Annotated in this window: 21 protein-coding genes; 13 read left to right on the forward strand and 8 right to left on the reverse strand. The window is 65.4% G+C overall.

Annotation, left to right across the window (positions count from 1 at the left end; translation table 11 throughout):
- Window positions 1-124: 124 nt before the first annotated feature.
- Window positions 125-2377, forward strand: coding sequence for an NADP-dependent isocitrate dehydrogenase (locus tag ESB00_RS09760; RefSeq protein ID WP_129047504.1), 2253 nt, complete (start codon window positions 125-127; stop codon window positions 2375-2377).
- Window positions 2378-2448: 71 nt separating this feature from the next.
- On the opposite strand, the gene ESB00_RS09765 is transcribed toward ESB00_RS09760, so the two are convergent.
- From ESB00_RS09765 to ESB00_RS09785, 5 genes are all read right to left on the reverse strand, one after another.
- A complete protein-coding gene (locus ESB00_RS09765) occupies window positions 2449-4143 on the reverse strand; it encodes a hypothetical protein (protein ID WP_129047505.1) in 1695 nt (564 codons plus the stop codon).
- Between the two features lie 172 nt (window positions 4144-4315).
- Complete coding sequence (gene lepB / locus ESB00_RS09770) at window positions 4316-5041, reverse strand: signal peptidase I (RefSeq protein WP_218938723.1); 726 nt, start codon at window positions 5039-5041, stop codon at window positions 4316-4318.
- Window positions 5042-5275: 234 nt separating this feature from the next.
- Window positions 5276-6187 carry a M50 family metallopeptidase gene (locus tag ESB00_RS09775; RefSeq protein WP_129047506.1) on the reverse strand — a complete coding sequence of 304 codons (912 nt, stop codon included), beginning with the start codon at window positions 6185-6187 and terminating at the stop codon, window positions 5276-5278.
- Window positions 6188-6253: 66 nt separating this feature from the next.
- Window positions 6254-6961, reverse strand: coding sequence for a DNA alkylation repair protein (locus ESB00_RS09780; RefSeq protein WP_129047507.1), 708 nt, complete (start codon window positions 6959-6961; stop codon window positions 6254-6256).
- Complete coding sequence (locus tag ESB00_RS09785) at window positions 6958-7374, reverse strand: DMP19 family protein (RefSeq protein ID WP_129047508.1); 417 nt, start codon at window positions 7372-7374, stop codon at window positions 6958-6960. The genes ESB00_RS09780 and ESB00_RS09785 overlap by 4 nt, the downstream gene beginning before the upstream one ends.
- A gap of 112 nt (window positions 7375-7486) precedes the next feature.
- On the opposite strand from ESB00_RS09785, the gene ESB00_RS09790 reads away from it, so the two are divergent.
- Complete coding sequence (locus ESB00_RS09790; RefSeq protein WP_129047509.1) at window positions 7487-8230, forward strand: dienelactone hydrolase family protein; 744 nt, start codon at window positions 7487-7489, stop codon at window positions 8228-8230.
- A gap of 18 nt (window positions 8231-8248) precedes the next feature.
- On the opposite strand, the gene ESB00_RS09795 is transcribed toward ESB00_RS09790, so the two are convergent.
- Together ESB00_RS09795 and ESB00_RS09800 are read right to left on the reverse strand one after the other, a co-directional pair.
- Entirely contained in the window at window positions 8249-9553 is a 1305-nt protein-coding gene (locus ESB00_RS09795; protein ID WP_129047510.1) for a type II toxin-antitoxin system HipA family toxin, read from the reverse strand.
- Window positions 9550-9903, reverse strand: coding sequence for a helix-turn-helix domain-containing protein (locus ESB00_RS09800; RefSeq protein ID WP_164976125.1), 354 nt, complete (start codon window positions 9901-9903; stop codon window positions 9550-9552). Before ESB00_RS09800 ends, ESB00_RS09795 begins: the two co-directional genes overlap by 4 nt.
- A 465-nt stretch (window positions 9904-10368) precedes the next feature.
- Here ESB00_RS09800 and ESB00_RS09805 point away from each other — a divergent pair, with 465 nt between their 5' ends.
- The 7 genes from ESB00_RS09805 (at window position 10369) to ESB00_RS09835 (ending at window position 17670) form a co-directional block, all read left to right on the forward strand.
- Window positions 10369-11559: a class I SAM-dependent methyltransferase gene (locus ESB00_RS09805; protein ID WP_129047512.1), complete on the forward strand. Its 1191-nt coding sequence runs from the start codon at window positions 10369-10371 to the stop codon at window positions 11557-11559.
- Between the two features lie 181 nt (window positions 11560-11740).
- A complete protein-coding gene (locus ESB00_RS09810) occupies window positions 11741-12838 on the forward strand; it encodes a small ribosomal subunit Rsm22 family protein (RefSeq protein ID WP_246026456.1) in 1098 nt (365 codons plus the stop codon).
- A gap of 233 nt (window positions 12839-13071) precedes the next feature.
- Complete coding sequence (locus ESB00_RS09815; RefSeq protein WP_129047513.1) at window positions 13072-13734, forward strand: ABC transporter ATP-binding protein; 663 nt, start codon at window positions 13072-13074, stop codon at window positions 13732-13734.
- 37 nt (window positions 13735-13771) lie between these two features.
- Window positions 13772-14572 carry a nuclear transport factor 2 family protein gene (locus tag ESB00_RS09820; RefSeq protein WP_129047514.1) on the forward strand — a complete coding sequence of 267 codons (801 nt, stop codon included), beginning with the start codon at window positions 13772-13774 and terminating at the stop codon, window positions 14570-14572.
- A 192-nt stretch (window positions 14573-14764) separates the two neighbouring features.
- A complete protein-coding gene (locus ESB00_RS09825) occupies window positions 14765-15175 on the forward strand; it encodes a YciI family protein (protein ID WP_129047515.1) in 411 nt (136 codons plus the stop codon).
- 249 nt (window positions 15176-15424) lie between these two features.
- A complete protein-coding gene (locus tag ESB00_RS09830; protein WP_129047516.1) occupies window positions 15425-16912 on the forward strand; it encodes a TolC family protein in 1488 nt (495 codons plus the stop codon).
- A 305-nt stretch (window positions 16913-17217) separates the two neighbouring features.
- Window positions 17218-17670, forward strand: coding sequence for a hypothetical protein (locus ESB00_RS09835; RefSeq protein ID WP_129047517.1), 453 nt, complete (start codon window positions 17218-17220; stop codon window positions 17668-17670).
- 306 nt (window positions 17671-17976) lie between these two features.
- On the opposite strand, the gene glgB is transcribed toward ESB00_RS09835, so the two are convergent.
- Complete coding sequence (gene glgB, locus ESB00_RS09840; protein WP_218938724.1) at window positions 17977-20199, reverse strand: 1,4-alpha-glucan branching protein GlgB; 2223 nt, start codon at window positions 20197-20199, stop codon at window positions 17977-17979.
- A gap of 272 nt (window positions 20200-20471) precedes the next feature.
- Between glgB and ESB00_RS09845 the strand changes: the two genes are divergently transcribed.
- The 4 genes from ESB00_RS09845 to ESB00_RS09860 all read left to right on the forward strand — a co-directional run bounded on the left by ESB00_RS09845 (window position 20472) and on the right by ESB00_RS09860 (window position 26371).
- Window positions 20472-22565 (forward strand): LPS-assembly protein LptD, encoded by a 2094-nt coding sequence (locus tag ESB00_RS09845; RefSeq protein ID WP_129047518.1) that lies wholly within the window; start codon window positions 20472-20474, stop codon window positions 22563-22565.
- Window positions 22566-22671: 106 nt separating this feature from the next.
- Window positions 22672-23997, forward strand: a complete 1326-nt coding sequence (locus tag ESB00_RS09850) for an RsmB/NOP family class I SAM-dependent RNA methyltransferase (RefSeq protein WP_129047519.1) — start codon at window positions 22672-22674, stop codon at window positions 23995-23997.
- 162 nt (window positions 23998-24159) lie between these two features.
- Window positions 24160-25410 carry an efflux RND transporter periplasmic adaptor subunit gene (locus tag ESB00_RS09855; protein ID WP_129047520.1) on the forward strand — a complete coding sequence of 417 codons (1251 nt, stop codon included), beginning with the start codon at window positions 24160-24162 and terminating at the stop codon, window positions 25408-25410.
- Window positions 25411-25657: 247 nt separating this feature from the next.
- On the forward strand, window positions 25658-26371 hold the full coding sequence (locus tag ESB00_RS09860; RefSeq protein ID WP_129047521.1) for an ABC transporter ATP-binding protein: 714 nt from the start codon (window positions 25658-25660) through the stop codon (window positions 26369-26371).
- Window positions 26372-26391 lie beyond the last annotated feature (20 nt).

The raw sequence follows: 26391 nt of genomic DNA on the forward strand, positions 1-26391 counted from the left end.
AGATCCTCATCTGGCTTCAAGCGATGATTAGGCGCTCTGAAACGCCTGCGGCCGACCCACATTGCTTTTGACCCTCTTTGCTTCGCCCCCTTCACTTTCCCTTCACTTCCCGAACCCTTTCCCCATGTCCGCTCCGACCATCATCTATACCAAGACCGACGAGGCTCCCGCGCTCGCCACCTATTCCCTGCTCCCGATCGTGCAGGCCTTCACGAAGCACGCCGGCATCAACGTCGAGACCCGCGACATCTCCGTGGCCGGCCGCATCCTCGCCGCCTTCGCCGACCAGCTGCCCGCACACCAGCAGCAGGCCGACCACCTCGCCGAACTCGGCGCGCTCACGCTCAAGCCCGAGGCCAACATCATCAAGCTCCCCAACATCTCTGCTTCCGTCCCGCAGCTCAAGGAGGCCATCGCCGAGCTCCAGGCCCACGGTTACGCCGTGCCGGATTATCCCGAGGTGCCTAAGACCGATGCCGAGAAGGACGCCAAGGCCCGTTACGACAAGGTGAAGGGTTCCGCCGTCAACCCGGTGCTCCGCGAGGGCAACTCCGACCGTCGCGCCCCCAAGGCCGTGAAGGACTACGCCAAGGCCCACCCGCACTCCATGGGCAAGTGGTCGGCCGACTCCAAGACCTCCGTCGCCACCATGGGCAAGGACGACTTCTTCTCCAACGAGAAGTCCGTCACCCTCGCCGCCGCAACCACCGCGCGCATCGAATTCGTGCGCCCGTCCGCCGGCGCCCCCGGCGCGCCCACTCCGGCCCCGGAAGTGAAGGTCCTCCTGCCCAAGCTCAATCTCAAGGCCGGCGAGATCCTCGACGCCACCAAGATGAGCAAGGCCGCCCTCGTTGCTTTCTATGAGCAGCAGATCGCCCGCGCCAAGGCCGACGGCGTGCTTTTCTCGCTGCACCTCAAGGCCACGATGATGAAGGTCTCTGACCCCGTCCTCTTCGGCCACGCCGTCCGCGCGTTTTTCAAGGACCTGTTTGCCAAGCACGCCGCCACCTTCGCCAAGCTCGGCGTGGACCTGAACAACGGCTTCGGCGACCTCGTTGAGAAGATTGCCACCCTCCCCTCCGCCGAGAAGGCCGCGATCGAGGCCGACATCGCGGCCGCCTACGCCGCTGGTCCGCAGATTGCCATGGTCAACTCCGACCAGGGCATCACCAACCTCCACGTTCCGAGCGACGTCATCATCGACGCCTCCATGCCCGCGATGATCCGCGCCGGCGGCAAGATGTATGACCGCGCCGGCAAGACCGCCGACGCGCTCTGCGTGATCCCCGACAGCTGCTATGCGGGCGTTTACCACGCCACGATCGAGTTCTGCAAAAAGCACGGCGCCTTCGATCCGAAGACCATGGGCACCGTGCCCAACGTCGGTCTCATGGCCCAGGCCGCCGAGGAATACGGCTCCCACAACAAGACCTTCGTCGCCCCTTCCTCAGGCACTATTCGCGTCGTCACCGAGGCCGGCCAAGTCTTGCTCGAACACGCCGTTGCCGAGGGTGACATCTGGCGCGCCTGCCAGACCAAGGACGCCCCGGTGCAGGACTGGGTGAAGCTCGCCGTCTCCCGCGCCCGCCTGAGCAACACGCCCGCCATCTTCTGGCTCGATCAGGCCCGCGCCCATGACGCGCAGATCATTGCCAAGGTCGAGAAATACCTGAAGGACCACGACACCACCGGTCTCGATCTCAAGATTCTGGCCCCGGCCGCCGCCTGCGAGGCCACCCTCGTCCGCCTCAAGGCCGGCCAGGACACGATCAGCGTCACGGGCAACGTGCTCCGTGATTATCTCACCGACCTCTTCCCTATCTTGGAGGTAGGCACCAGCGCCAAGATGCTCTCCATCGTCCCGCTGATGAACGGCGGCGGCCTCTTCGAGACCGGCGCCGGCGGCTCCGCCCCGAAACACGTCGAGCAGTTCCGGCAGGAGAACTACCTGCGCTGGGACAGCCTCGGCGAATTCTTCGCCCTCGCCGCCAGCTTCGAGCACCTGAGCATCGTGGCCAAGCACGCCAAGGCCAAGGTTCTCGCCGACACGCTCGACGCCGCCAACGGCAAGTTTCTCGAGAACGACAAGTCCCCCGGCCGCAAGCTCGGCACGATCGACAACCGTGGCTCGCACTTCTACCTCTGCCTCTACTGGGCCCAAGCCCTCGCCGCCCAGACGGTGGACGCGGAGCTGAAGCGCACCTTCATCCCCATCGCCGCCCAGCTTGAGGCCAACGAGCAGCAGATCGTGCAGGAGCTCCTCGCCGTGCAGGGCAAACCCGCGGACGTCGGCGGCTACTACCAGCCGAACGACAAGCTCGCCTCCGCCGCCCTGCGGCCCAGCGCGACCTTCAACGGTATCCTGGCTACGCTCTAAGCCTATCCGACTCACAAGCCCACAAAGTCCGTCTGCTCTGCAGCCGGGCTTTTTTCATGCACGGGCCCGGCCTACCGCGCCCGCAAATACCCCCGGCTCAACCCGAGTCCCGCCACCCACAACCCCAGCCCGATCCACGCCGGCACCAAGTGACGCCAGTCAGTGTAGCCGACATGGTAATGGATGCCGATCGCTGCGACATAGGCGGGCAGCCCAAGACCGGCCATCGCACGCCACAGCCACGCCTCCCCGCGCCGGAAACACCACAGCACAGGCAGCAGCATCGCCGTGCCGGTCGCGAGCAGCATGCCGCCAAGCGTGGCGCGGTCGTGCGCCACGACGCCCATCAGTCGTTCGCCGAGCGCCTGCACCTGCTCCGCCGTCATGCACAGGAAACCGAGATCCTCGGCCACAAAGACCGACGTCATGCCGATGCCCAGGATCAGGCCGCCGGCAAACAGCAGTCCAACCGCGTGCACCACCCAAAGCAACTGACCCCACTGGGCCCGCCGCCACGCAGCGTCTTCCTCGTCCGCCGGGACCGGCGGATGTTCGCCGCCCCCCGGCACCGACACCATGATCTGCACGGTGAATTGCAGCAACACCACCGCCACGAACGCGTGCAGCGTGTCGAAATAGCCGAACCCGAAAAACGCAAAGAAGCTCGCGAACCCCACGAGCGCCGACGCTGTCACCGCCGTCTGCGCCCCGTGCCGCCCCGCGCGAATGCCGCCCCGCCCGAGGCACCAATAAAGCCAGCCCAGCCCGAGCATCACCCCGGCCAGTGTCGCACGGTCATGGGCCATGAAGGCGAACAAAGTAGGCATGGTCCGTTCCAACACCGGCGCGGTCAGCCCGAGATAATGCTCGTCGTAGGGCAGCAGCACGCGCGTCAGCGACAATGCCAGCGTCGCCGCGCCCCCCACGCCCATCGCCGCGCCCAGGATCGCCGTCCAGAACCATGCACGTCGGAACAGGCCGACCGCTGCCTCCGGGGGTGCCGGCAACCGCGCGAGCAGTGCCTCGTTGCAACGCTTCACCAGTCCCGGCCCGCGGTAAACCATGCCCGCATCGACCAGCAGCAGGTCGGCTCCTGCCTGGACCAGCGCGACCGCATCGCCGGGACTCCCGATTCCGCCTGCCACGATGAGCGGTGCACCCTCCGGTAGCGCGGTTCGCCATGCGCGGACCTTTTCCGGCAGTGTCGCCGGCATCTTCGCCGGCACCGACCAGCCGCCATCCGCGTTGTGCATGCCAACTTGAAGCACGACGCCCGGCCGTTCCGTCTCCGTTGCGTGGTCCCACGCCAGCACGGGCAAATTCGTTCCGTCCGGCAACCGCAACCACTCGTGCCCGTTCAGATCCCAATGCCGTTTCAGCACCGGCAACCTGATCGTGCCGACCTGCGGTGGTTCGGGATGCACCAGCCCGTCTTCCAGGGTTTCCCCGGCCTCCCGGCGCACCTGGCGACGGTTGGCGTCGGTCGCTTCGAGGCAGCCCACGCCAAAGCACGCCAGCCCCGCCGACGCCCGGCATTCCGGATCCACGCGCCAGCCCAGGCCGATGGGCGACGCGTAACGCGTGCCCGCCACCGTCACCGCCAGCCGTGGCTCCGGCGCCATGTGCCCCATGAACTCGATCACCGCGCGCCCCGGCGCACTTTTGCCGAGCGTCCCGATCACGCCCAACGCCACCGCCCGCCCCGCCTCATCCGGCAGACAAAACAGCGCTCGCTGCGCGACCGTGCGATAAAACCAATCCGGCATCCCCAAGGCCTACTGCTTCAATCTACCTTCGCCAAGCCGATGTTGCCGATCGCACATGCACGGCATTCGGCCTGGATGGTCGCCACGACACTTTTAGGCACGTCTGTGTCGTAGGGAAGTTCCTGCTCTCAGGCTGCGTGGTGACTGCCAGGTCGCTGTGCGAAGGCATCCCTCACCGTAACTCGCTGAAAAATCGCCCCGGGCGCGGCAGGTAGCTGTCGTTGATGTCGAGGGAGACGAGGACGCCCTCGGCCTTGCCGAGGATGGCTTCGCGGGTGGCGAAGCCAAATTCGCGGGAGTCGCGGCTGTTGTCGCGCGCATCGCCCATCAGGAAATAGCCGCCTGGCGGCACGGTCACGGTGGCGTAGTTGCGCGCGGTCGCGCCTGCGCCGCGCAGGCCCATGACCGGATGCGCTAAGCCAGCCAGGTTCTCTTCGGCGAAGAACGCATGGGGCTGAAGGCGGCGCGCGATCCTTTCGCCGTAATTCTCCGCCGCCGGTTCATAGTCCACCGCCCGTCCGTTCAGCACGAGGCGATTGTCCCGCAGCTCCACCGTGTCGCCGGGCACGCCGATCACCCGCTTGACGAGCCGCGTGCCGTCCAGCGGGGAGAGCACCACGACGATGTCCCCGCGCTGCGGCTCCGACCAGCGGCTCAGGTAGAGCTGGGTCAGCGGCACGCGCAGCCCGTAAGCGAGCTTGTTCACCCACACGACGTCACCTTCAAGAATGGTGGGATTCATCGAGCCGGTCGGCACCGGGCTGTAATCAATCACCGCCGAGCGCAGTGGCATCCAGACGAAACAGAGGAAAAACGCATACCAGCGCCACTCCCGCCATTGTTGGCCCATCCAGGCCTTCACCCGTGCGCGATGATTTTCAGGAAGCGGAATTTTCATGCGCTTCCTTGTGTTCCGTTTTAGCCGGACGGTCACGTCGGTCGGGTCGAGCGGCAGAATTCAATCCACAGGCGGCATCCCACCCACTCAGCGCTGGGGGATGCGAGCGTGTCGTTGTAGCGCCCAGGCTCGCCCAGAATCAGTTCGACGTAGGGGTGTTCGACCCGGTGCTCGATATGGTGGACCAGACAGATGACGCCAAAGGACAGAATCGATGCTCGAGCCCCATCTTCCTCACGCGTCCCGAATCGTCCCATCCCACGCTCGGTGCGCCCGGGCGGCGCCGCAGTCGGGGCAGGCCGTGAGGTCAAGCGGAGCCGCGCAATGCGGACACACCGCGTGCGTGGCGAAAGGGTCGTAGGCTTGGCGGCACGACGGACACAGCCAGAAGTTGCCCATCGGGGGCGAGGCGTGGCACTCCGGACACTTGAATTCCGACCGACGGGGCAACTGCTCCACGCGCCGCAACTCGCGGGCGTGTTTGAAGCTGCCCCAGCTGTTCGACAGGAGAAAAAACGCCATGATGCCGGTCCACCACGACTCCCACCAGACGGCGAGCGCCACGATACCGACGCCACCGACCAGGCCGATGCCCGTGGCGACGAGCAGGCTGCGTCCGCGGCCGAGCGGATACCACAGCAGCGAGCGCAGGATCTGCCCGCCATCAAGCGGGTAAACCGGCAGGAGGTTGAAGACCAGCAGGCTGACGTTCATGAGGTTCACCGCCCGGATGAAGGGATAAAGATCGGGATGTTCATCAAACTGCCCGGTGGTCGCCAGCGCCCAGCCCAGCACGTAGAACACCGGCACGAGCACCACGTTGACCAGCGGTCCGGCGGCGATGGCCCAAAGTGTGGCGCCCGGGCGTTGCGGCGGCGCGACGTAAGCCACGCCACCGAGCGGCCACAGAACGATTTGGCTCGCCTGCCCTCCGACCTTCCGCGTGGCCAGCGCATGGCCAAACTCATGCATGGTCACCACCACGAACAGCATCAGGTACTCTGCCAGCGCCCAGACCGGCGCCTCATACTTGGGGACGCGCGTGGAAACCGAATACATGGCCACGATCAGCCAGGTCCAATGGACATGCACGTCGATGCCCCACAGGCGAAACAGGCGAAGCGAACCCTGATTGGTCGGAAACATCACCGAGACCTACGACCCCTCGCCCCGGGCGCAACCATGGCTTTGCCGTAAACGTCCAGAACCGCGTCAGCACCGCACCGTCTTGCGCTTGGGTGCAATGGGCGCGCCACGCCGGCTCTTGAGTATGTAGCTCTCGGCGTCGGGCACCTTGCACTCCGTGTCGCCCATGTCCACCTGTACCCGACCAATGGCGCGTGCTGTCGCAATCGCCTGTTCGGCGAGTGGGGCGAGATATGTGCCGCAGGCGATGATGAAGTTGTTCATCGTGTAGCGCACACCGTCGGATGCCTTGGGCAGGTCGCGCGGCAGACTTTTCAGCAGGCGGGCATATTCCTTCAGCGGCAATTCCGCGTCGGACCGCGTGGCGGCAAGCGCACCGAGTGTGTTCCAGCCGGCGCGCGCAATTTGCTCGTTCTTCGCGCCGATCCACTTCAGCGCGAGCGCCGCGCCGTCCGGATGCTCCGACGCCACCCACGGCACCGTCGTGCCGGAGATCATGTCCCAAGCCGCCGTCTTCACCCAGTGGTCGAGCTGGGCGGTCGTCATGAGTCGGCCGTCGGCGATCATGCCGGCGAGATACTGGGCGTCGCCGTTGCCGGTGTCGTAGAGTTGCAGCGCCAGCTCCTGCCGGCCCTTGAGCTGTTTCGCGAGCGGCTTCATGTCGCCGATACGGACGCCGAAGAACGGCTCCTTCGCCCCGTGCTTCAGAAGCACCTTCTTGATCGACTCGCGGCCCAGCGCCCGGAGCGCGGCCATCACTTCGGGGAGTTTCATGCTGTGCTGCCCCGGTTCACGGCTTGTTCAACCAGTTCGTCCACATCCACGGGGTCCTGGTAGTAGCGGTTTTCCAGTTCATCGAAGCGGCTGCGTGCCCCGGCAGCGAGCGCCTGAAGCGCGGCGCGTCGTTTCTCCCGGTCGCGCGGAGGGCCGCTGGGGCCGAAGACGGCGTTGGCTGCGGTGAGGATGGCGGACTTCTCCGCTGCGCCCATCCGGGCGAGGGCCTCGGGCGCGTGAAAGGCCAGATCCGCCCCGGGACGGGAGTAATAGTGGAGAAAGCCACCGTTGGTCACATCGGCCTCGACATGCCACAGCGTGGCCAGGTCGAGCTCCAATTCACTCAGGCCGGCCAGCCCAGCGGCAGCCCAGCGGTCGAGCGCTTGTTGGTAAGCAAGGTCGGCAATGGCCATGGGGCGCGTGGGATTGCTGCATAATTACGCCGGTCCCGCTAAATCTCAAGCCAGACTACGCGTTCAACCAACCCGCCATTGCCAATCGGGCGGCAAATGCTGAAGTCGCCCCATGACCATACGCGAACCCGAGACCGTCGATCTGCCCACCGCGCGCGGCGCCATGCGCACGCTCGTCTTTCGTCCGACCGGCGAGGGCCGCCACCCGGGGCTTGTGCTGTGGTCGGAGATTTTCCAGATCACCGCGCCCATCCGCCGGACGGCGGCATTTTTGGCGGGGCATGGCTTCATCGTCGCGGTGCCGGAGGTTTATCACGAGTTCCTCCCGGCCGGCATCGTGCTCGCCTACGACCAGGCCGGGGCCGACAAGGGCAACGAACTCAAATACGCCAAGGAACTGGCCTCCTACGATGACGACGCCCGCGCCGCCGTGGACTTCCTGAAAACCCACGCGAGCGCCAACGGCCGCGTCGGCACCTTGGGCATTTGTCTCGGCGGCCACCTGGCCTTCCGCACCGCCTTTTTACCCGACGTCGCGGCGACGGTGTGCTTCTACGCGACCGATATTCATCAGGGCAGCCTCGGCCGGGGCAAGTCCGACAACTCTCTCGCCCGCATTCCTGACATTCGCGGCGAACTCATGCTGATCTGGGGCCGGCAGGACCCGCATGTGCCCGGCGAAGGTCGGGCAAAAATCTACGCAGCACTCGCCGCCGCCAACCCCCGTTTCACCTGGCACGAATTCAACGGCGCCCACGCTTTCCTCCGCGACGAGGGCCACCGCTACGACCCCGCACTCGCCCACCTCACGCTCGGCATGGCGGTCGACCTCTTCCGCCGGCAGTTGGGCGGCTGAAGACCTTGTCGGTTGGCCCTACCCGGCCGGAATCTTCAGCCGATGCGCCCGCGCAATCGCGGCGGCGGTCTCGGGCGAAACCTTGGCCTCGGCGGCAAATTCCGGCCAGCGGGCGACGACGGCGCTGACCTCGTCGGTGATCGCGTCCACGCGGCTTTTCTTGAGCACGCCGACCTTCGCGCAGGCGGCAAAGTCGGCCCGGGTGAACTGGTCGCGCTTGCCGTTGATCGTCATCTGGTGCGTGGCGGTCCACTGACCGGAGGGGTTGTAGCTGTAACACACGTCGAAGGCCGGCGAGAGCGACCAGGTGCCGGCGCGGTCCATGAGGAAGGCGATGTTCTTCACGTGGTCGTCCTGGTCGCGCGCGACGACGTTGAACACCATGCGCCGGAACTGCTGCTCGATCTGGTCGGGCGGTAGGTTGAGCTGGCGCATGAGCAGCAGCGCCTGTTCGTAGGAGTAGGCGCCGGCCGCGTTGAAGTCGTAATGCCCGAGCGCGCAGAGCGACTGCATGTGGAGCTTCTCCCCGTCCGGCAGGCGGTCGAAGCGCTTCGTCATGAAGTGGCGCCGGCCGTTTTCCTCGAGCAGCCGGCACTCGCTCATCGTGATGCCGGCGGCCTTGGCCATCAGGTGGTAGGCATACTCGATGGCCCCGAAGCCGCGCGGGTCGTCGAGTTCCTTGTCCTTGTTGCCCTTCACGCCGTCGAACTTGAGCAGCCAGTATTCGAAGCCGGCGCCCGCGTGCACCTGCCCCGAGCGGACTTCCTGCGTCTGCGGGTTCCACGCGATGACGGCCTTCGCCCGCGCGCCGCCGGCGGAGGTGCCCACGCGCAGGATGTCGTTGAGCGCCTTCTCGCGGGACTTCGGCTGGAAATTGCCGGTCAGCGCATCGCGGTTGGCGAGCACTGCGGAGGCGAGACCGACCAGGGCGTCGAGGTCGATCTTCGAGGCCTTTTGCGGACGCGGTCCGATGGTGGGCGCAAACTCCAGCGCGCCCATGCCCCGCGTGCCGGTGTAGCACAACCGCTCGATCGCGCTGAAGCTCGCGGGCGCCCGGCCCTGCCGCGCCAGCCATGCGTCGATCAGTGCGTTGCCGAACTTGTCCGGCAGCGAGTCGGCCAGCAGTCCGGGCAGCCCGTGAAACGTCGCGCGTGGGAGCGCAGGAAATTGCCAGACCTGCGGCCCGAGCGGCATCGTGATCGGCGAGACCTGGATGCCGCTCCGCGCGAAGGCGGGATCATACTGAAACGCTGCCACCTCGCCGCCGTCGTCCAACGACACGGCGCCGATGTCGCGGCCCCAGAGCCTGACCCGCGCGATCATGACGACTTACCCCAGGTCCACTTTTCGGCCGGAGGTTCCGACACCCGGCTGCCCGAGGCCCGCCGGCGCTTCCGCTCGTAGAGCTTCAACTGGTCGAGCGGACTGGGCGGCGGCTCCGCCATGAGCCGATCGATCCGGTCAATCAGCCCCAAGGCGCGGCAGACCCGCACGAAACCCGACAGCTGCGTGGCCGCCGCCCCGAGTTCCAGCCGCTGGATGGTCCGCAACCCAAGTCCCGCGCGCTCTGCCAGCTGTCGCTGCGACAGATTTTGCGCCAAGCGAATCGCACTCAGCCTTCGGCCCAGCTCTTTCATAACGACCTCATCGATCGTGTTGGCGTCTATTTTCATGACGTCAGATATGGCGTATAAACCGTTTAAATCAAGATAATACGCCATAAGAGGCTTCTTCTGTAGTTATCTATCCGCAAGCGACCAGCCCGCACCGCTTTGCACCTTCGGGGTGGTCCCAGCGGATTGCCCGTCCGCCGACACCTGCGATTGCACGCAGTGGGTTTGATGCCTCGTAGCTGGCTGGGCCTTGGCGGTGCTGGGCGAAAGTCAGCGGGCTGAAGTCCTGTGCCTCGTTGGCTTTTTCCGCTACGACGAATGAACTGGATCGAGCCAACCCGGGAGAGTTTAGCGCCGATCTCTTGAAGCGCACGCCGTTCGGGCTGGGTGGGTTGAGTGCGCCAGCACGGGGCCCGACTGGTCTCCGCCAATATTCCTGGCAGCGAAAGTCGCCGATCCGCCCGGCTCCTTCCGTCACCGTCGCCCCGGTTGACTAATATTTCCCGGCACTGGATGATTGGATTGATGACCGTCACGCCCCAGGAAGATTTTGCCACGCGGCTCGATGCGAGTGTCCGGGATGGCACGCTCGCGCGGCTGACGCTCGGCAAGCCCCGTGGCGGCGACCCGACGCTGCAGAAGATCATCATCCGCCCCGTCACGCTGAAGGCCGGGCCGCACCTGTCGTTTGTCTATCGCCACGACACGCGCGACATCACCAAGAACCTGCCGCCCGCTGAGGCGGTGCGCGAAATCACGCGCCTGGTCGGCACCGAGTTTCACAGCGCGCACCTCGACACCACGCAGCAGGGCGTGCAGCTCGAGTTCAACAAGAAGGGCGAGCCTCGCCTGCACCTCGGGCGCGCCGCCGCGCCCTTCCCCACCGACACCGCCCACGACCGCGCGAAGCCCCGCCTGCTCACCGCGGAAGCGCAATCGTGGCTGCACGCTCTCGGCGTGACCAACGCCGCCGGGGTCGTGCGCGACGGCCTCGCCGACAAACACCGCCAGATCCACAAGTTCACGGAAATCCTGAGCCATCTCGTGGCCGAGGCTCCACTCACAGAGGATCGCCCGATCGAGATCACCGACATGGGCTGCGGCAAGGGCTACCTGACCTTTGCCACGCACGATTATTTCGACCTCGTGCTGAAACGCTCCGCCCGCGTCTGCGGCGTCGAGGCCCGGCCCGAGCTCGTGACGCTGTGCAACAAAATCGCCCACGACACCGGCCGCCCGAAACTGTCCTTCGTCGGCGGCACGATCCAAAACGCCGAGCTCCCCGACCCTGACGTGCTCATCGCGCTCCACGCCTGCGACACCGCCACGGACGACGCCCTCACTCGCGGCATCAAGGCGGGTGCGACGCTCATCGTCGTCTCTCCCTGCTGCCAGAAGGAGCTGCGTCCGCAGCTCAAGGCCGCGCCGGTGCTCGCGCCTGCGCTGCGTCACGGTATCTGGCAGGAGCGCCACGCCGAGTTCGTGACCGACGCCCTGCGCGCGCTGCTGCTCGAGTGGGCCGGTTACGACACCAAGGTCTTCGAGTTCATTTCCACCGAGCACACCGCCAAAAACCTGATGATCGCCGCCACCAAGCGCCCCGGCCTCGCCCGCGACGACGCAGCCGCCACGAAGATCCGCGAACTCGCCGCCTTTTACGGCATCACGAGCCAGTCCCTGGCGCGGCAGCTGGGTTTCAGTCTTAACCACGGATGACACGGATGCTCACGGATAAAACCCGACCTCTCGCAATCAGTCATCCTGAGCCGTGCGAAGGATCCAAGGGAAAGGACGACCACCAAAACCCGCTTGGATCCTTCGCACGGCTCAGGATGACGGCAGCGTGGGTTTGGCATCTCCATCCGTTTTCGTCCGTGAAATCCGTGGTGAACCTGCCTTGTCTCGTTTGCTGATGACCTGGGAAACCCTCGACTGGGAGGTGCTGGACCGCCTCCGCGAAACCTTTCTGACCGGCGACAAGACCGCCGGGCCCTACTGGCACACGATCACCGACCTCGAGTGCTACGACTTCACCTACGGCGAGCGCATCGGCTGGAAATGGGACGCCGTGCTGCGGGAGCTGAAGGCCAGCGGCTGGACTCCTCCGGCGGGCGCCACCGTCCTCGACTGGGGCTGCGGCAGCGGCATCGCGGGGCGGCGGGTGGTTGAAGCCTTTGGCGCGGGCCATTTCTCCCGCTTGTTGCTGCACGACCACTCCCAACTGGCGCTGGACTACACGGAGCATCACGGGCGCAAGGCCTTCCCTGGCCTCACCGTCGAGCGCGCGACCACCCGCGATTTGCGCGGCAGCGACCCGATCGGCCTGCTCGTGGTCAGCCATGTCGTGAACGAACTCAACGACATCGCCCGCGCCGAGCTCGCCGAACTCTGCACGCGCGCCGAAGCCATTCTCTGGGTCGAACCCGGCACGCACGAAGCCAGCCGGCTGCTCGGCGGCTGGCGCGAGCAGTTGAAATCGCGCTTCCGCATCCTCGCGCCTTGTCCGCACCAGGCCGCCTGCGGCGTGCTCGCCGCCGGCAACGAGCGGCACTGGTGCCACTTCTTCGCCCCGCCACCGATGGGCGTCTATGCCGATTCCGGCTGGGTGAAGTTCGGCCAGCGCGCCGGCATCGACCTGCGTTCGCTGCCGTATTCGTATCTGGTGCTGGACACCCGGCCTGTAGGGTCGGCGCTTGCGCCGACCTTGCTCCCCCCAGCCAAGGTCGTCGCAAGCGACGACCCTACAAGGGAAGGAGACTCTAGACCGTCGCTACAACTCTCCCGTCTCGTCGGCGACGCGAAGGTCTTCAAGGGCTACGCCAAGGTCTTCGCCTGCGACGAAACCGGCGTGCACGACCTCATGCTCCAAAAGCGGGACGCGCCCGTCCTGTTCAAGCAACTCAAGCAGGGCGAGGCGCCGTCGCTCCACCGCTGGACCCACGAAAACGGCCGGATAACCCGGATTGAGCAGCCAACCACCACCGAACCGGAATAGACCCAAATATCTTAAACCACAGCCACCCGATTAGTGTTCATGAGTGACCATTACAGCACATTCTTAAATCGTGTAGCCGCGCTTAAGCCGCAGGCGAAAGCGTGGTCAGGAGACAACCACTTTGTCGCTGCGCTCCAAAGCGGCTACACTTCAATTTAAACTGCCCTGGTGGTTTCACTCCCTCCAGTCCCTAGCCCTTGGTCCTTAGTCTCTGGTCCTTCCTCCCGAATCCCATGATCACTCTCCGCAACGTCGAAAAAGTCTATCCGCTCAAGGGCGGCGTGTTCTACGCCCTCCGCAACATCAACCTCACGATCAAGGAGGGCGAGTTCGTCTCCATCATGGGGCCGTCGGGCTCGGGCAAGTCCACCCTGCTCCACATCCTCGGCCTGCACGACAGCGCGTGGAACGGCGAATTCGACCTCCTTGGCCAGCCGGTCCACAAGCTCGACAAGAAGAAGCGCTTCGAGCTGCAGAAAAAGCACATCGGTTTCGTCTTCCAGAGCTACCATCTGCTCGACGACCTCACCGTCTATGAGAACCTCGAGATTCCGCTCTCCTACCGCGACATGCCCAAGAAAGAGCGCGAGTCCGTCGTGTGCGACGTGCTCGACCGTTTCGCCATCGTCGGCAAGAAGGACCTCTACCCCAACCAGCTCTCCGGCGGCCAGCAGCAGCTCGTGGGCGTGGCTCGCGCGCTCGTGGCCAAGCCCTCGCTCATCCTCGCCGACGAACCCACCGGCAACCTGCACTCCGACCAGGGCCGCGAAATCATGCAGCTTTTCAAGAAACTCAACAGCGAGGGCACGACCATCATCCAGGTCACGCACTCCGCCGAAAACGCCACCTATGGCTCCCGCGTCATCCGCCTCGCCGACGGCATGATGGTGGTGTAGCGCTGAATTAACCACGAAACACACGGAACACACGAAAATGAACGCCTACAAACCTTTCGTGTATTCCGTGTGTTTCGTGGTTACCCATGCCTCTCGACTGCTGTTGGCGGTTCTCTCATTGGGCCTCATCTCCTCGGCTATCGCCCAAACCGCCCCGCCTCCGCCGAAGATGTTCGCCGTGCGCCTCAGCAAGGGGCCGGCCTGGGACGAAGCGAAGTCACCCAACGAGCAAACCGGCATGCGCGAACACTCGGCCAACATCGCACGGATGCGCCGCGACGGCCTGCTCGTGCTCGGCGCGCGCTTCGGCGAACTCGGCCTGCTGGTGTTGCGGCTGCCCGACGAGTCCGCCGTGTCGGCCCAGCTCGCTCCCGACCCCGCCATCGCGGGCGGCGTTTTCAAGGTGCAGACGGACGTGTTCATGCCCTTCGCTCATGGCACCACTGCCTGGCTCACCACGCCCGAGGCCGTCGTGCTGCGCAGCTATCTCGACGCCGGCAACCGGCTCGACGCCACTGCGGTCGCCGCTTTGTGCGCGGAAAACTTCGTCTGGCTCAACGTCGAGGGCGACAAACTCATCCCCGAAGTCCAGGGCCGCGCCGCGCTGCATGAGTGGCTTGTGGGCTACTACAAGAAACTGCCTTCCGCGCGCTCCGAGTTTCTCAGCATCGAGCAAGCCGGCCCGTTCCTCACCGTTCGCGAGCGCGCCTCGTGGGACAACCAGGAGGGCAAACGCCTCTCCCAGCAGGCCCTCGGCATCTACGAGATTCGCGACGGCCTCATCCAGCGTGTGTGGTATTTTCCTTCGGCGAAGGATCCGGCGGCGTCCGCTCGATAGAGCGGTGAATTGAACCGATACGCGTTGGAGCGCAGCGACAACGTGGTCGCCCCCTGACCACGCTTTCGCCTCCGGCTCAAGCGCTGCTACACCGTTGTTGCAGCGGCTGCAGGGCGTTCCTTGCGCAGACACCCGGCCAACCGCCGCAGAATTGCGATTGAGCTGCGCACGCTCGCGGGCTTGGCTCGGCCCATGCCCCTCACCCTGCCCCGCCTGGCTTTTCTGGTTCTGCTTTTGCTCGGTCTCGCCACCCTGTCCGCCCGCGCCGCTGACGCGGATGAACCCGCGGCAGAACAAAAGCCCCGCTTCATCTACCTGCTGAAGCTCGTCGAGCGCCTGCACACCGACGCCGGCTGGACCAAGGATGACGAGGAGACTATCGGCCGCCACTTCCGCCACCTCAAGGCCGCCACCGAGGCCGGCCACGCCATCGTCGTCGGCCGCACGCTCGAACCTGGGGACAAGACCTTCGGCCTCGTGATCTTCGAGGCCGACAACGCAGAGCAGGCGAAAAAATTTGCCGAGAGTGATCCGGCCGTCGTCGGCGGCATCATGACCGTCGAGGTGCGTCCTTTCGCGCTGGTGCTGATGAAGAAGATGTAGGCAGCCGATTCCGTAGCTGCGCTTGAGTCGTAGACGAAAGCGTGGCCCCACGCAGTCGCTTCGCTCCAGCTGCTACTCAGGCAACCAACAACGCCTACTTTCCCATTCCCGGGATTCCTTAATCCCGACGCCGAAGAACACGCCGTCGCCTGCGTGAGTTCAGTATTGCGCAAATGCTTGTTCCGTAAGCTTCTGCATTTCGCCCGAACACTGGCATGGCGGTTGCAAAGTGTGGGTATCTCATCCCCGATGTCCAAACTCCGGAGTCTCCTTTCCGTCCTCGTTTTCGCCCCTGCCGCGTTCGCGGCGGACCCCACTGGCGAGCCGCTCTCGCTCAGCCAGGCCATTGAGCAGGCCCTGGCGAAGAACTTCGCGATCAAGGTCGAGGGCTACGATGCCGCCATCGCCGCCGCCCGTGTGACCGAGTCGCTCGGGAAGTTCGATCCGGTGCTCAGCGGCAGCTACACCAACGCCGCGAACCGCAACCCGCTGCTCACCTTCGACACCACCACCGGCCTGCGCAACACGACCAGCGACGAGTCCGACAGTTACGACGTGGGCGTGGGCGGCCTGCTCCCCTGGGGTATGACCTACCGTCTCGGCGCCAGCACCACCAACGCCCGCGGCACCTTCAACGCCTACACCGACAACTTTGACTCCTTCGCCGGTGTCTCCGGCACCCAACCGCTGCTGCGGGATTTCGGTTTCGGACCAACCATGGCCTCCATCCGCATCGCCCGCACCAACCGCGCCATCAGCGACTGGCAGTTTAAGCAGGCGGTGATCGACACCATCACGCGAGTGACCTTCGCCTACCACGACCTCAACTTCGCCCACGCCTACCTGCGCAGCGCCACGCGCTCCCGCGACCTCGCCGCCGGCCTGCTCGACGAAAACGAAAAGCGCTTCAAGGTCGGCTCGATGTCCGAATACGACGTCACCTCCGCCAAGGCCCGCGTCGCCAGCCGCGAGGAAAACGTGCTCTCCGCCGAGCGACAGGTGCGCGACGCCGAGAACTTCCTCAAGCAGCTCATCACCGACGACAAGACCCCCGCCCTGCTCGACCGGCGCCTTGCCATCGATCCGCCGCCGCCCGCTCCGATCGTGCTGGTCGATCCCGCCACCGACTTCCGCACCGCACTGGAGAAGCGCCCCGACTACCAGCAGGCGAAGCTCGCGCTCCAGCGCAGCGACCTCAACGCCCGCCTCCAGCGCAACCAGCTCCTGCCGCGCCTCGACCTCGTCGGCAGCTACGGCCACAACGGCCTCGACGAGGACCGCGGCGCCAGCCGCCGCCAGGTGCAGGACAAGGATTACCGCAGCTACAGCTGGGGCGTGGTGATGTCCGTGCCGCTCACCTTCACCACCGAGCGCGGCCGTTACCGCGCCGCCAAGCTCGCGCAGCGCCAGTCCGCCACGCAGCTGGAGCAGGTCGAGCAGGCCATCGTCGTCTCCGTCGGCAACGCCGCCGGCCAGATCGAGACCGCGCAGAAGCGCATCCAGGCCAACCGTCGCGCCCGCGAGCACGCCCAGGCCACGCTCGACGCCGAGGTGAAGCGCCTGCGCGTCGGCCAGAGCAGCACGTTCTTCGTCGCCCAGCAGCAGGAACTCCTCTCCATCGCCGAAGTCCGTGAAGCCGCTGCGATGTCCGACTACCACAAAGCCCTCGCCGAATACGACCGCCAGCTCGGCCTGACGCTCGAGAAGCTGAACGTCACCGTCGAGCCGCCCAAGTGACCACCCGCTCGTCGGGTGGTCATCCTGAGCCGCAACGCGGCGAAGGATCCAAGGGTGGTTTGTTGTAGGGCGGGGTCTCCGACGTAGGCTTGGCAGAGATGGCGAAGCAACCCCGCCTTGAATTGCCCGCTATCGTTCCCAGGTGGAGCGCACTGACCCCAGTGCGCTGTTCTGAGGACAACGGCTCACCCACTCCGACTCCATCGTTGATGGCCAACCGCTTTTCTGCATTTCTCCCTCAGCGGGCCTGTAAATACTCAAGTTATCTCCTGAATCTGAATCATACTGTTGGACGAAACCCTGAAATGAACAGAGCCCTGCCAGACATCGCTATCCTTTGCTGGGATCGTAAAGTATTGCTGGCCGATGAACCTTTCCTCCGCGCATGGGGATTCACCTTGAGTGATTGTGGCCCTGACGGGTTTTCAATGACAGAGCCGTGGCGAGCAGACAGAAGAGTCCTGCGATGGATCCTTAAGAATGATGCGTCCTTCGTTGAGTTGAAGGAGGTCAAGAGGGGACCGTTCACTCCCCGACTGCTAAAGCGAATCGTGAATTTTACCCGCATACATTATTGCGCCGCCACTGAGAGGAAAATTACCTTACGAGAGTTCGATCAGCTTTGTTCTCGTTCATCTGCTGGCCTGAAAAAGCCACTCGCAAAGGCGATCGAAAAGCACGGAGGCGACGCGGTTCTTTCAGCTTCAGTCCTGAGGGATGAGTTGATCGGTTCACTTATTACTTACGTAGAAGCATGAAATGTTCATCAAGCGGCCAGAGCCAATGGCGGGGCTGCGCCCCGCCATTGGCTCATCACTGAGCGTTAGCCGAAAACGCGCATGCCATGCCCCAACGGGTGCAGGCCGCTATATGCTACAAAGAGTTGAGGAGGGCTTACCACGCTTGATATCCGCCATGGAGGAAGGAAACACCGTCAGAAAGACACCACCTTGTCGCTCCGCTCCAACGCGGCTACGAGGCAACGCTCGCCCGGCCCACGTCGGGCAGACTTCAACTTAAACTTCCCACTTCAACTGCGGCGCCGGCCGCGCGCCGTCGCCGCCTCAAACCGGCGCATCCGCCGACCACTTGAAGACCAGCACAGACAGGCCCGGCAGCGTGAGGCTGAGGGATTGTTCGAAGCCGTCGGACGGGATCGTCGAGGCGGGGCGGCCGCCATGATTGCCGAAGCCGGCACCGCCGTAGTAGCTGGAATTCGTGTTCAGCACCTCGCGCCAGTAGCCCTTGTGCGGCACGCCGACGTGAAAACGCGTGCGCGTGACGGGCGTGAAGTTGCCCACGACGAGCCAGGCGGTGCGGCCCTCGGCGTCGAAGCGCAGGAAACTGATCGTGCTGTGGTCGCCGTCGTTGCCGTTGACCCAGCGGAAGCTCTCGGGCCGGAAATCGGTCGTGCTGAGCGCGGGCTCGCTGAGGTAAAGCCGGTTGAGGTCGCGCACGAGCAGGCGCAGGCCCTCGTGCTCGGGGTGCTGGAGCAGCTGCCACTCGAGGCCGATGTCGTAGTTCCACTCGGTGCGCTGGCCGAACTCGCTGCCCATGAAGAGCAGCTTCTTGCCCGGGTAGGTCCACACGAAGCCGTAGAGCGCGCGCAGGTTGGCCGCCTTGTCGGCGAGCGTGCCGGCGCCCATCTTCGCGAGCATCGAGCCCTTCAGGTGCACGACCTCGTCGTGCGAATACACCATGATGAACTTCTCGGAATACTGGTAAACCATCCCGAAGGTCAGCTTGTCGTGCGACCACTTGCGGTGGACGGGGTCCTTCTGGAAATAGAGCAGCGTGTCGTGCATCATGCCCATGTTCCACTTGTAGTCGAAGCCGAGGCCGCCCTCGGACGTCGGGTGGCTGACCTTGGCGAAGGCCGTGGATTCCTCGGCGATGGTGAGCACGCCGGGGTAATAGTGGTGCACGAGATCGTTCACCTGCCGCAGGAAGGCGATGGCCTCGATGTTCTCGCGGCCGCCATAGCGGTTGGGGATCCACTCGCCCTCCTTGCGCGAGTAGTCGAGGTAGAGCATCGAGGCGACGGCGTCCACGCGCAGGCCGTCGATGTGGTAGCGGTCGAGCCACGATAGCGCGCTGGCCACGAGAAAGCAGCGCACCTCGTGCCGGCCGTAGTTGAAGATCAGCGTGCCCCAGTCCTGGTGCGCGCCGAGGCGCGGGTCGGCGTGCTCGTAGAGGTGCGTGCCGTCGAACTCCGCCAGCGCGAACGCGTCGCGCGGGAAATGCGCGGGCACCCAGTCCACGATGATGCCGATGCCGCGCTGGTGCAGATGGTCCACGAAGAACTGGAAATCCTCCGGCGTGCCCCAGCGGTGCGTGGGCGCAAAGTAACCCGTGACCTGGTAACCCCACGAGCCGGGAAACGGAAATTCCGCCACCGGCATCACCTCGATGTGGGTGAAGCCCATGTCGGTGACGTAGTCGGCGAGCATCGGCGCCAACTCGCGGTAGGTGAAGCAGCGGCCGGCCTCGGCGAGGTTGCGTTTCCAGGAGCCGATATGGACCTCGTAAACCGACATCGGCCGGTCGGGGTTGCCGGCCTGCGCGGCGCGGCGCGCCATCCATTCGCCGTCGCCCCAGGTGTGGTGCCGTGGGCTGTGGACGATGGCGGCGTTGTTGGGCGGTCCCTCGAAGCGCGTGCCGTAGGGATCGGTCTTCAGCCGCATGTGGCCGTGGGCGTCCCAGACGGCGAACTTGTAGAGCTCACCCTCGCCCACGTCGGGCACGAAGAGTTCCCACACGCCGGAGCCGCCGAGCGGGCGCATCGGGTGGTAGCGGGCGTCCCAGCCGTTGAAATTGCCGACGAGCGACACGCGCGACGCGGCCGGCGCCCAGACGGCGAAGGCCGTGCCGGGCACGTCGCCGAGCTTGCGCGGGTGCGCCCCGAGCTTGTCGTAGATGCGGTGTTCGTTGCCCTCGTTGAAAAGATAAAGGTCCTGCTCCGACAGCGTCGGCAGGAACGAGTAGGCGTTATAGACCTGGTGGATATCGCCCCACGACGTCTCGAAGCGAAGCTGGTGGTGGAAGATCTTCTTGCCCGGGATGAACACCTCGAAGAAGCCCTCGTCGGCGAGCTTCTCCATCGGCCACGCGGGCTGGCCGGGCGCGTCGAGTTCGACCACCGAGCACTTGGCGGCATCGCGGCGGAAGGCGCGGACGACGACACCGGATTTGCGCTTCACCTTCGCCGGGTGCATGCCGAGCCACCCGTGCGGGTTGGCCTGATGGTTGTGAAGGAAGGCCTTGAGCTCTGATTCCGGGATGATCACGGGGGGAAGGCCTCTACTCTGTCCCGCCCGGGGCACGCGTCTAGCCGAAAGGAGCGGACCCGCCGAAACAAAATTGAGGGCCCAGCTCCAGCTGGGCCGCAGCGCGCGATGACGGCACGGCTCAGCGGGAGCTGCGCTCAGAATGACACGCTGCGAGAACTGGCACCCGTCGTCTTCATCCGTGTCTATCCGTGCCATCCGTGGTTCCGATCCCCTCCTCGCTTCCCGCAAATCTCGTTGCGCCGTCCGGCGTCGCCCGCCACTTCACTCCCATGCTTCCCGTCCGTGCCGTCCGTTCGCTTGCCGCCCTCGGGGCCGCCTTGCTCCTGTCCGTCCTCGCCGCTCAGGCGCAGACGGCCCAACCCGATCTCACGGGGAAGAACATGACCGCCGACATGGTGACCAAGGAGGCGGTCGTCACCGGCGATGCCCGCCTCGTGGCCGGCCCGCTCGTGCTGACCGCCGACGAGATCCGCTACAATGCCACCGCCCGCACCGCCTCGGCCCGCGGCAACCTCGTGATCACCTCCGGCGCGCGCCGCCTCGTGGCCGACGAGGGCTCCTACTCCACCGCCACCGGGCGCATCACCGCGCGCAACCTCCGCGTCGGCCAGTTCCCGGTCTATGTCTCCGGCGAGACGGTCGAGGGCACCTTCGACGAACTGGTCTTCACCAACGCCACCGTCTTCTTCCGCGAAGACGCCGCCTACACGCCGTCGGTGACCGCCGCGAAGCTCGTTTACGCGAAGGACCGCATCGTCAGTGCCGACGGTCTCGGCCTCGGCCTGCACGGCGGCCATTTCCTGCGCCTGCCGAAGTTCGAGCATGCGCTCGACACGGATTTCATCTCCTACATCAGCGCGCACGGCGGCTACCGCGGCCGCCTCGGTGTGTTCGGCGAGTTTGGTTTCCACCTGCCCGTTGCGCCCGGCGTGAAACTCGGCGCCAACCTCGGCCTCTACTCCTCGCGCGGCGTGATGGTCGGGCCCTCCGGCAGCTACCACCGCAGCGGCGACGACGGGCGCATCGACGGCTCGTTCTTCTCGGGCTACATCAATGACAGCGGCGACCGCCGCACCGACATTTTCGGCCGGCCCGTGCCGCGCGACCGCTCGCTCTTCACCTGGGAGCACCGCCAGACCCACGGCGAACCCTTCACGCTCGACGGCACCTTCAGCTACTGGAGCGACTCCGAGGTTTACCGCGACTTCCGCAACAAGGAGTTCAACCGCGTGCAGCAGCCCGACTCGTTCCTCGAGGCCGCCTACACGCAGGACAACTACGTGCTGAGCGCCTTCGCGCGCTTCCACCCCAACCGGTATCACCGCGTGCAGGAACGCCTGCCGGAGATCCGCTTCGACCTGCTGCCGGTCGCCCTGCCCCTCGGTATCTACGAGCGATTCAACGCGAGCGCCGCCGTGCTCCAGAGCGACGCCTTCGGCCCCGACCCGCGCCTGCGCACCAACCGCTTCGACGCCTACTACGGCCTCGCCCGTCCGTGGGCGCCGACGCCGTGGTTCACGTTCACACCGGTCGCGGGCGGACGTGTCACACACTACACCGACGCCCTCGGCGGCAAAAACGACTACACGCGCACGATCGGCGAGGTCGGGTTCGATGCCCGCCTGCTCGCGAGCGGAACCTTCGACTACAGGAACGAGATCTGGGAGATCGACGGCCTGCGCCACCTCGTCGAGCCAAAGCTCTCCTACCGCTACGCGCCGAAGGCCGACCGCGGAAAAACCTACATCCCGCCGATCGACCGCCGTGCCTTCTCCACCTATCTCCAGCCGCTCTCCATCGGCGACTCGCGGTTCATCGACGACCTGTCCGCCCTCAACACCGCGCGCCTCTCGCTCGTCAACACGCTCCAGACCCGCGACGCCAGATACGGTTCACGCAAACTCGCCGCCCTGACTATCGCCGCCGACTACGCCTTTGATCCCGCGCCCGGTCTGAAAAACCTGGGTGATTTCTACACCGAGCTCTCGCTCACGCCCGCGCCGTGGCTGCGGTTCGACGTGTTTCACCGCCACGACCTGCACGCGCCGCGGCTGCAGGAGATCAACACCGGCGTGACGCTCATTGACCAGGAGTGGTGGTCGCTTCGCCTCTCGACGCACTTCCTGCGCGGCCAATACGACGAATACCTCCTCGAATACCGCCGCCGCCTTAACGAGTCCTTCGACGTCGCCGCCCTCTGGCGCTACGACGCCCGCAACAGTCGCATGAACGAGCAGAGCTACGCCGTGTGGCAGCGCCTTGGCCAGACCTGGGCCATGAAATACGAAATCTCCTTTTTCGACGGCCCCCGCCGCGAAAGCGACTTCTCGCTCAACATCGAGGTCGACCTGCTGAAGTTCTAAAACGAAACCTGAAACTTGAGACCTGAAACCTGAGGATAGGAATCGGGCCTCGGCGTCCGCAGTCCATTTTTCAGGTTTCAGGTCTCAAGTTTCAGGTTTCTCCCTCATGAATCCTTCCATCGCCGCCAACCAGCAGCGCCTCTTCCTCGCCTTTGTGGCCGAGCTGCGGCCGCACGTGCGGCGGGACAGTGCGCTGCCGCGGCGCATCAAGGAACTCCTCGCCCGCCAGCGCGCCATCGGCTCCCGCGACCGCAAGCTTTACCGCGAACTGATCTACACCTGGCTGCGCTTCCTGCCGTGGACGGACCCGCTGCTCGACCAAGATCCTGCATTGGCCGGCAAGGTCATCGCCTGGCTCGCCCCCGAGCTGAAAGCCACGTCGCACTACCGCGCCGCCCTCTGCGCCGACTGGCCGGTCGCGCCGGCTTCGCTGGCCGAAAAGGCCGCGATGCTGACGGCACGGGTAGCTGGAGCGCAGCCTGCGGACGCGCCTTTTGCCGTCCCCAGGGCAGAGCCAACCCGTCTGGAGGCCGGGTTCCAGCCAGATCCCTCTTCTCAGGTTTCAGGTCTCAGGATTCAGGTTTCCGATCTTCTCCCCGCCTGGTTCGCCGAGCACTGCCCTGCCGCCTTCCAGCCGCCCCACCTCGACGCCATCAACTCGCGCGCCAACGTCTGGGTGCGCCTCCAGTGCAACGACCGGAACATCGTTCTCGATGAGTTCCGCGCCAAGCAGTGGACCTGGGAAACCGCCGCTGATTTTCCTGACGCGCTCTGCCTGCCGCCCAATGCCGAGGTGGCCAATACCGACGCCTACCGCCGCGGCTTCGTCGAGATCCAGGACCTCGGCTCGCAGCTCGTGCTCGCCACCGCGCCCATCCCGCCCGGCGGGCGCTGGCTCGATGCCTGCGCGGGCGCTGGCGGCAAGACCCTCCAACTCGCCCGCCTGCTCAGTGACGTCGGCCACGTTGACGCCACCGACATCCGTCCCGAGATCCTCGAGGAGCTCCGCGACCGCGCCCAGCGCGCCCGCCTGACCAATGTTCGTATTACGAACATTCCCGAGGCCGCCTACGACGGCATCCTCGTGGACGCTCCGTGCTCCGGCTCGGGCACCTGGCGCCGCCAGCCACACCTCAAGTGGTATGTGAAGCCCGAGACGATCTCTTCGTTTGCGAAGACCCAGCTGGCCATCCTCACCGCCCACGCCCCACGTGTGAAACCCGGCGGCGTCCTGATCTACGCCACCTGTTCGCTGAGCCATCACGAAAACCACGACGTCGTCGCCGCGTTTCTGCAGGCCCACCCGCAGTTCAAAGCCGTTCCCGCCGCCGATACCCATGGCGGCACCTTCGACGGCCTCGGCACCACCTTGCTCCCCGGCACACGCAACACCGACGGCTTCTACGTGGCAACTTTGCGTGCCTCGGCCTGACTGTGGTTCATCCCACTTTCGGGACACCTGCTTCCCGGCTTCGCTCTGCTGGCAAAGTCAGGGCTCTTTTCTGAATTTTGCTTATGGCTAACAGCTAACAGCTTAAACCTCTCCTCTGCACTTGGCACGCGCGGTGCAATTAGCGGGACAAACAAGCCCTGCATGGACATCGCCCGCCCCAACGCCGCCAAGGAAAAACGCCGCAAACGCATCATCTACGCCACCATCGCTGGCGTCGTAGTTCTTGGCATCTCCATCTTCCTGTTCACCCTCAAACCCGCCGCGCCCACGATGGAGCGCAATCTTGTCTGGGTCGGCACCGTCAAGCGCGGCCCGATGCTCCGCCAGGTCCGCGGCCTCGGCACGCTCGTGCCTGAGGAGATCCGCTGGATCGCCGCCCGCACCCAGGGGCGCGTGGACAAGATCATCATCCGCCCCGGCGCGCCCGTCGAACCCGGCACCCTCATCCTCGAACTGAGCAACCCCGACGTCGTCTCCAACGCCGCCAACGCCAAGTCCCAGCTGCTCGCCGCCGAGGCCCAGCTCGCCAACCAGCGCGTGCAGCTCGAATCCCAGCTGCTCGCCGCCGAGGCCGCCGCCGCCCTGGCCCGCGATACCTTCGAACGCGCCAAGCTCCAGGCCGAGGTGGACGACGAACTCCTCAAGGACGGCCTCGTCTCGCCCGTGCAGCACAAGCTTTCCCAGGTCGCCGCCGAGACCGCCCGCACCCGCAACGACATCGAGCAAAAGCGATTCGCCTTCGCCAAGGAGTCCATCAAGCCCCAGCTCGCCGTGCAGGAAGCCGAGGTCGAGCGCCTTGCTTCGCTCTCCCGCCTGCGCAACGAGGAACTCGAGGCCCTGCAGGTCCGCGCCACGATGGTCGGCGTGCTTTCCGCCCTCCCTGTGGAGGTTGGCGCCCAGGTCCAGCCCGGCCAGAACATCGCCCGCGTCGCCGACCCGACCAAGCTCAAAGCCGAGGTGCGCATCGCCGAGACCCAGGCCAAGGACATCACCCACGGCCAGCTCGCCAGCATCGACACCCGCAACGGCATCGTCGCCGGTCGTGTCTCGCGCATCGACCCCGCCGTGCAGAACGGCACCGTCACCGTGGATGTCACGATTTCCGATCAGCTGCCCAAGGGCGCCCGCCCCGACCTCTCCGTGGATGGCACCATCGAGCTCGAGCGCCTCGACGACGTGGTCTATGTGGACCGCCCGGCCTTCGGTCAGGAGCGCAGCACCATCTCGATCTTCAAGCTCGGCGAGGACGACATCGCCACCCGCACGCAGGTCCAGCTCGGCCGCAGCTCCGTCAACACCATCGAGGTTATTGCCGGCCTCGTGCCCGGGGATCGCGTGATCCTCTCCGACATGTCCCAGCACGACTCCGCCCAGCGCGTGAAGCTCAACTAATTTTCGTTTTGGATTCTCGATTTTCGACTCCCTGTCCCGCCATGTTTATTCCCGTCCTCGTTCTCTCGCTCCTCACTCTTCTGGTCGCCACCGACGATCAGGCCTGAGGCCCGCCTCCGCCGGGCTTAAATCCACAATCGTGAATCAAAAATCGAAAATTTCGTAACCCCCGGCCTGCCGGCCGTGTTATCCCCCCACTCCCGCCCACCACAATCGAAAATCGAGAAACCAAAATCAAAATCTCCCCATGAGCACCGACTCTCCCTCCCTCATCAAACTCGAAGGCGTCACCAAGGTCTTCCTCACCGACGAGGTCGAAACCCACGCCCTCTCCGGCATCCACATGGACATCCGCAAGGGCGAGTACGTCTCCATCGCCGGCCCCTCGGGTTGCGGCAAGTCCACGCTCCTCTCGATTCTCGGCCTCCTCGACACGCCGACCGACGGCACCTACATCCTCAATGGCCGCCCCGTGCAGGGCCTCACGCTCCCGGAGCGCGCCCGCATCCGCAACCGCGAGATCGGTTTCATTTTCCAGTCCTTCAATCTCATCGGCGACCTCACGGTCTATGAAAACGTCGAGCTCCCGCTCACCTACCGCGGCATGCCCGCCAGCGAGCGCAAGACCCGCGTGACCGAGGCCCTCGAGAAGGTCGGCATGGGCCACCGCGCCAAGCACCTGCCCTCCCAGCTCTCCGGCGGTCAACAGCAGCGCGTCGCCGTGGCCCGCGCCCTGGCCGGCTCGCCCGCCGTCCTCCTTGCGGACGAGCCCACCGGCAACCTCGATTCCAAGAACGGCGACGCCGTCATGGAGCTCCTCCGCAATCTCCACAAGAGCGGCTCCACGATCGTCATGGTCACCCACGACGCCCGCTTCGCCCGCAACGCCGACCGCACCATCCACGTCTTCGACGGCCGCGTCGTCGAGGAGCAGATGGAGTCCGATCCGACCCGGGCGTAAGCCCGGGAAGTATCAAGTAA

This window comes from Oleiharenicola lentus, assembly GCF_004118375.1.
Taxonomy (GTDB): Bacteria; Verrucomicrobiota; Verrucomicrobiia; order Opitutales; family Opitutaceae; genus Lacunisphaera; species Lacunisphaera lenta.

Coding starts and splice junctions, on each gene's coding strand:
- ESB00_RS09760 (WP_129047504.1), top strand. CDS start 125: ATGTCCGCTCCGACCATCATCTATACCAAGACCGACGAGGCTCCCGCG.
- ESB00_RS09765 (WP_129047505.1), bottom strand. CDS start 4,143: ATGCCGGATTGGTTTTATCGCACGGTCGCGCAGCGAGCGCTGTTTTGT.
- lepB (WP_218938723.1), bottom strand. CDS start 5,041: ATGAAAATTCCGCTTCCTGAAAATCATCGCGCACGGGTGAAGGCCTGG.
- ESB00_RS09775 (WP_129047506.1), bottom strand. CDS start 6,187: ATGTTTCCGACCAATCAGGGTTCGCTTCGCCTGTTTCGCCTGTGGGGC.
- ESB00_RS09780 (WP_129047507.1), bottom strand. CDS start 6,961: ATGAAACTCCCCGAAGTGATGGCCGCGCTCCGGGCGCTGGGCCGCGAG.
- ESB00_RS09785 (WP_129047508.1), bottom strand. CDS start 7,374: ATGGCCATTGCCGACCTTGCTTACCAACAAGCGCTCGACCGCTGGGCT.
- ESB00_RS09790 (WP_129047509.1), top strand. CDS start 7,487: ATGACCATACGCGAACCCGAGACCGTCGATCTGCCCACCGCGCGCGGC.
- ESB00_RS09795 (WP_129047510.1), bottom strand. CDS start 9,553: ATGATCGCGCGGGTCAGGCTCTGGGGCCGCGACATCGGCGCCGTGTCG.
- ESB00_RS09800 (WP_164976125.1), bottom strand. CDS start 9,903: ATGAAAATAGACGCCAACACGATCGATGAGGTCGTTATGAAAGAGCTG.
- ESB00_RS09805 (WP_129047512.1), top strand. CDS start 10,369: ATGACCGTCACGCCCCAGGAAGATTTTGCCACGCGGCTCGATGCGAGT.
- ESB00_RS09815 (WP_129047513.1), top strand. CDS start 13,072: ATGATCACTCTCCGCAACGTCGAAAAAGTCTATCCGCTCAAGGGCGGC.
- ESB00_RS09820 (WP_129047514.1), top strand. CDS start 13,772: ATGAACGCCTACAAACCTTTCGTGTATTCCGTGTGTTTCGTGGTTACC.
- ESB00_RS09825 (WP_129047515.1), top strand. CDS start 14,765: ATGCCCCTCACCCTGCCCCGCCTGGCTTTTCTGGTTCTGCTTTTGCTC.
- ESB00_RS09830 (WP_129047516.1), top strand. CDS start 15,425: ATGTCCAAACTCCGGAGTCTCCTTTCCGTCCTCGTTTTCGCCCCTGCC.
- ESB00_RS09835 (WP_129047517.1), top strand. CDS start 17,218: ATGAACAGAGCCCTGCCAGACATCGCTATCCTTTGCTGGGATCGTAAA.
- ESB00_RS09845 (WP_129047518.1), top strand. CDS start 20,472: ATGCTTCCCGTCCGTGCCGTCCGTTCGCTTGCCGCCCTCGGGGCCGCC.
- ESB00_RS09850 (WP_129047519.1), top strand. CDS start 22,672: ATGAATCCTTCCATCGCCGCCAACCAGCAGCGCCTCTTCCTCGCCTTT.
- ESB00_RS09855 (WP_129047520.1), top strand. CDS start 24,160: ATGGACATCGCCCGCCCCAACGCCGCCAAGGAAAAACGCCGCAAACGC.
- ESB00_RS09860 (WP_129047521.1), top strand. CDS start 25,658: ATGAGCACCGACTCTCCCTCCCTCATCAAACTCGAAGGCGTCACCAAG.